This window comes from Gilliamella sp. Lep-s35 (assembly GCF_009795845.1).
In the GTDB taxonomy this organism is placed as follows: domain Bacteria; phylum Pseudomonadota; class Gammaproteobacteria; order Enterobacterales; family Orbaceae; genus Gilliamella.
Window position 1 is genome coordinate 1 of the sequence record NZ_WTEX01000047.1, and the last position, 5,322, is coordinate 5,322.

Annotated in this window: 3 protein-coding genes; all 3 read right to left on the minus strand. The window is 37.3% G+C overall.

Annotated elements, in window-relative coordinates; translation table 11 throughout:
* Positions 1-104 precede the first annotated feature (104 nt).
* The 3 genes from GQ590_RS11590 to GQ590_RS11600 are packed head-to-tail and all read right to left on the minus strand — an operon-like array spanning position 105 to position 5,272.
* Positions 105-806, minus strand: coding sequence for a hypothetical protein (locus GQ590_RS11590; RefSeq protein WP_160409181.1), 702 nt, complete (start codon positions 804-806; stop codon positions 105-107).
* Positions 807-819: 13 nt separating this feature from the next.
* The gene (locus tag GQ590_RS11595) at positions 820-5,064 is read right to left on the minus strand and encodes a toxin VasX (RefSeq protein ID WP_160422622.1); all 4,245 of its coding nucleotides are present in this window, start codon (positions 5,062-5,064) and stop codon (positions 820-822) included.
* Positions 5,024-5,272, minus strand: coding sequence for a hypothetical protein (locus tag GQ590_RS11600; protein WP_160422624.1), 249 nt, complete (start codon positions 5,270-5,272; stop codon positions 5,024-5,026). Before GQ590_RS11600 ends, GQ590_RS11595 begins: the two co-directional genes overlap by 41 nt.
* Positions 5,273-5,322 lie beyond the last annotated feature (50 nt).

Consider the following 5,322-nt stretch of genomic DNA (forward strand, 5'->3'; position numbering starts at 1 on the left):
CATGCTTCCCTTTGATTTTACCTAAGCTCCATTTAATTAAATACAGACCAATCTTGGGTGCGTTAAACACAGCTTTTTCACCATTAAAAACTAACAATTTCTAATTACTCTTCTTTGATTTCTCGATTAAAATCCGATGCCCATCTATATCTACCACTTTCGCCAGTCATGGTTGTTAATTTTCCATTACTTGACACCCTATAACTGTGCCATCCGGGAAATGGTTCCCCATTGACTTGTTCTTTAAAATATCGAAATCGTTTATAGATTTGTGGGTCTTTGACCCAATCCGGCACATTTTCAAGATGATAGGTAAAATAGACATCCCGCACCGTGCCGCCCCCCACCCCGTTAATGGTGTCTTTTGTGCGGTTAATTTTGTCTACCACCACCCGACCAAAACAAAAATTGGTTTCACCAAATGACCAGTCAACGTATTTTCGCCCTAAATCGGTCAGGTCGTAACGGTACGTTGCTCTACCGTCAACTTCGCCAGCATACTCTTCAGTAAAAAACCCTATCCCGGCAAAAAGGTGTAAACTGTCATTTTTTAATCGATTAAAAACTGCTTCTTGTGTTTCTGGCGAATATGGCAAATCCTGCCCTTGCATATAATAGGTGGTATACGGGTACATTGAGGATGTGATATCCCCCACCATCATACATTTTGCTTTATCACCTGTTGGATTATTGTAATCATAAACGTTTTGAATTTTTTCTTTATACGGATAAGTATCGCACCCAGTTAACAGCAAACTGCTGAAAGTGATGATTAGGAGTGTGGTTATATTTGTTTTAATTTGCATAGTGATTTCCTGTTTAATCTTTTATATAGTGGTGTGACAGTAAGTACGGCGTAAGTTCTTTTACTGGTTTTGGGGTGTTCGGGTCGCTGCTGCTGTTATCGCTTTGGCTTTGGTCGCCACTCTCCTCTTGCTTGCCTTCTGGCCAGTAATTGACCCTAATGGTGACATCATAATTCCCTCTGATTTGACCTAAGCTCCATTTAATTAAATACAGACCAATCTTGGGTGCTTCGGAGTTGTTTTTGTCTGACTGTGTGTTATCGGATTGTGTGTTATTGGTCGTCGTTGGCATCGGTTGATTGTGGGATATCGCCATTAACTGATTCCATAATGACTCTTCTTTCGCGGGTTCTACTTTAGCTTTATCAAAATCGTAAACTTCATCTTTACCAACCGCATTATCCGTTCTTGGGATAAAAAAGCTAGAGGTAGTAACCGGCGAAATTTCAAGCCACTCTAATCCACGCGAAATAGTTAATTCCACCGGAGTTTGCTCAGGATAGGTTAACGATTTAATCGTTATTGTCCCTTCAAATACGGATTTTTTCGAATTAAAATCCGGCAAATTTAATGTCAGTTTTAGATCAGATTCCCCCTCAAAAGCCCCTACAATGCCAATAGTTGTGCTAGCTATATCGTCAAGCAAAGAGGTTTCTGCTTCTAAAAGACAACGCCCATTTCTGACCGCTAAATAGTAATCCTGATCCGACAGTAACATACATTTTGGCGTCGGTAAGTAATACGGTGGGTATTTGGATTGACGAAAGTCAAAGTTGCCCAGCATACAGCGGTTTAGCCATTTACTGAATTCATCCCAATCATCGCCGTTATCGTAATAAATCGCATTGATAATTAGAATACCGACCGTTATGATGATAAATAAAATCTGTCCCCACAGTGGAATACAGTTACTAGATGCTGCAAAGCTTAATATCAAACTCAGTACACCGGTTACGCAAATGACGCCTGAACCGGTATTCCCTTCATTAAAACTTTTGATTGCTTGAGCAAGCGATAACATACTGTCAATCACATTAACCACATTGGCAACCCCTTTTAGAACATTTAGCGCTTTGTTGATCTGTGCTAATCTTGATACTCGCTCCATAAATAATGAGGACGATGATTTTAGAAACGCAACGCTCAATAATTTTGTGACTTTTAATATTATTTCGGTGGTGGATACGATTAAGGCGGTATAATTTGCCAATACGCGAAATTTCATGATCGCTTTTGATGCCGGATCTTGTATTTTATCTAACTGATTAATCATATCCTTTAAACTGGTTGCCTGAAAATATAAACCGATACTTCCCAGTACAAAATTTTTCGAGGTATCGTAAATTTCCATATATCGTTTTTGTCGGGGTAACGTTTCAGATAAATAGTTAATTTCATTTGCGTCCAGTGTGACACCATTGACTTCTATGATATTTGGCGAGATATTCTTTAATACCCCCTGAGAAAGCCCCCCTTTTTGTGTGAACCCCTTTTCAAATTCTTGTAGACGTTGCTGATTTTCAAACGCAACCAGCATATTTATTTCAACGACTTCTTTTCCTATTGACTTGTTACCATTTTGTTGAATATGCCAATTGTTCTTATTTTGTGATTGGACTAAATTGATGACGGACCCTTTATTAGTGGTCATTTGTGTGTTGTTGAAAAATGGCATTAATTCATGATTTTTTTTCAAATATTGGTTTAATCCATTTATTGACATTCGAACTTTGTATTGACGTATTTTTTCAGGTCCGTTTAATTTAAACAAGCTAATTATATCAAAATACTGCGTTTGTAATTTTATCTGATTGATTTTTATATTATTCTGCATCGCTCTGGTTGCCCCATCAACACTTGAGTTAATGAGCTTTTCAACTATCAGGCTACCGATATCCAGATTTACTTTAAAATTTAAATCCATAATGCTATTGGTTGTATCGAAAATGTCTTGAGGGGTTAACCCCATATCGGAAAGTGTTGATTCATCTTTGTTATTCATTTTAGCAAGATATTGAATAACCGACAGATTTGAACCTTGTTGTGAAGGTTTGTCCTCTTTTTGGGAACTGTTATCGGTATTTTTTTGTGATTTTTCACCAAACAAATAAAAATAGATCGACTCTTCATTATTGAGTAGCATGCCCCAAAATGCGGAATGTTCCGGTAATGTCAAGGTACCTAAACTGGCGCTGTCGATTATCAGTAAAAAGGTATAAAAAAAGCCGATATGCCTGTCCGATAAATCAGGCAAAAGTTCGTTGCGCCAAAAAGGAAGTTGATTGTAACGGCTTGGTAAGGTCATGCTGATTTTATTGGCTGTTTCGCCCTGATTTTCTATCTGAAAATGAGTTGAACTTTCGCCAAATAACCACATTAAGTAGTTATAATAGTCCTTCGAAGCATTCGCCACAAATTCGGTTAAGGATTCTTTACCCGTTTTTTCTAACGCTTCAAAATTCTCTAACGAAGGTTGATTCAGACGCTTTTTACGTTTATCCCAGTCACCATTGAGTATTTTGTCAGCATAACTTTCTTTCGCTTTTTCAAGATTGTAAAAATGAACTACTTTGACACTATCGATATATTTGGATCTACGTGTTTTGTTATTCATTTTGTACAGTGCCAGTAACTGTTGTTGTTGCTCCGGGGTTAATTTATATTCTTTGTACTCACCTAATCCATATTGAGGTAGTTGCTTATCTTCAAGCCCGAGCAAGCTTAAATAACGACAATACATATAACCAAAATGTGCAATATGGTCTTTTCGATGCGACTCGTCTCGACTCACACCTAATTGTATTGCTAATAGCTCTTCACCGACCGCATCCGATACTCGAATCTTATCAATCTCATTAAGCTCAGACATTTTTTTTCGATTGGTTGCATAATAGTTTAAAAAATTATTTTCCTTTATAAAACTTAAATTTCTTTCTCTTTTCGTTACATCATTGACCGTATATATCTTTTCTTCTTCAATACTTGAATCATAATTATTCGCTGAAATATAAAATAAAAACAGATAGCTTTCATTTACATCAGATTTTACAACCGGTGAGCGTATCAGGGCTTTATACTGCTCGATTTGTTGATATTGACGACGCGCATACGCGATTTCCGGTTCAAAATACTTTATCGGATGACTTTTTATTGATGCTTTCTCTTTTTGAAAAAATTCAGCTAACTTGTCCCGACCATTTCTAGCTTGCATGGCTGTCGCTATAGGATTTTTGGTGGCTGTACGTTCGCTGTCATAAATCAAATCATGAGTGCTGGAGCGGACTAATTTATCAAACTGTTTTGCTTCCTTTTGCTGATCCCCTTTCGGCGCCGTTTGATTCATAAATCCTTCAACCACTGGCGCTAATTTTTGCCGCCTTTGAATCGACAGCTCTTCAGCCAGCCCCATGCTGTCTTCAACAACTAAGGCAGATATTTCAGTTGAATAGTTGTAATCGGATTCGTAAGCAGACACCGTTTTAGTGATGGCTTTGTCTGCTTCTTTTGAACTTAATGAATTAAAATGGCTGGCGGTAAAAAACTTTTGCTGAAAAGCATTGGCAAACGTCTCTGCGGTAAGATTTATAAATTTCTGCAATGAAAATCCCTTTTCATTAAAAATTCCTTGCCTGACTGAATCGATAAATGAGGTTGGCTTGTCTGTTTTTCCTTTCAATGGCGATTTTTCTTTCTCGGGTACTTTTCTGCCCTTCTCATCAAAATAATCAAGCACAGATGTATCATCACATTCCATTTCTAATAAATGTCGTTGTTTAGACACAAAATCGTTAAATGCAAAACCTCGCTCTTGAGTCGACAGTTCACTCGCTTTTCTTTTGGTCAAATCTACTTCACTAAAACGCTGTAATCGCTCGTCTTTATTTTCACGATAGTGTTTTACCGTAGCAAGCTTCCAACGTATCGAGGAATAAGCAACCCACGCTTTGTCATACACTCGATTGTCTATGGTGATAAACATGCCTTTTATGTTGTGATTATCTTCTATACAATTTAAAGGGATTTCTTTGGGTCTTGACCCTTTTACATCGCGAAATTCTCGTAATCTCATCGCTCCGGAATAAGTGACCTCATACACCATGATTTCAAGATTATTATCATCTTGATTTCCGGTTGGATTACATAATATATACACATACCCTTCGCGTAAGGTTCTATACACATATTGATATTCTAACAGGGTCTCTTCCGGCTCTCTATCACCCAGTGATACCATAACCTTGTGACCAATTGATATCATTTCTGAACTTGATGGGAACAATCGATTTTCGCACTAAAAATATTGGCACCCCTTTTCGTTGACAAACGCCACATTGACCATTACTTAACATCAACGCTTTTTTATTCGCTTCATTAACTAATTCGGGATTAAAATTTTCTTCCTTAGGATTTTCGATATCTTCTATTTTATTTTTTTCTTGATTTTCTTGATTTTCTTGGTGGTTCATGAGTTACTTCCATCCATCTATAGCATTTTTATAAAAATATTCACCGTTAT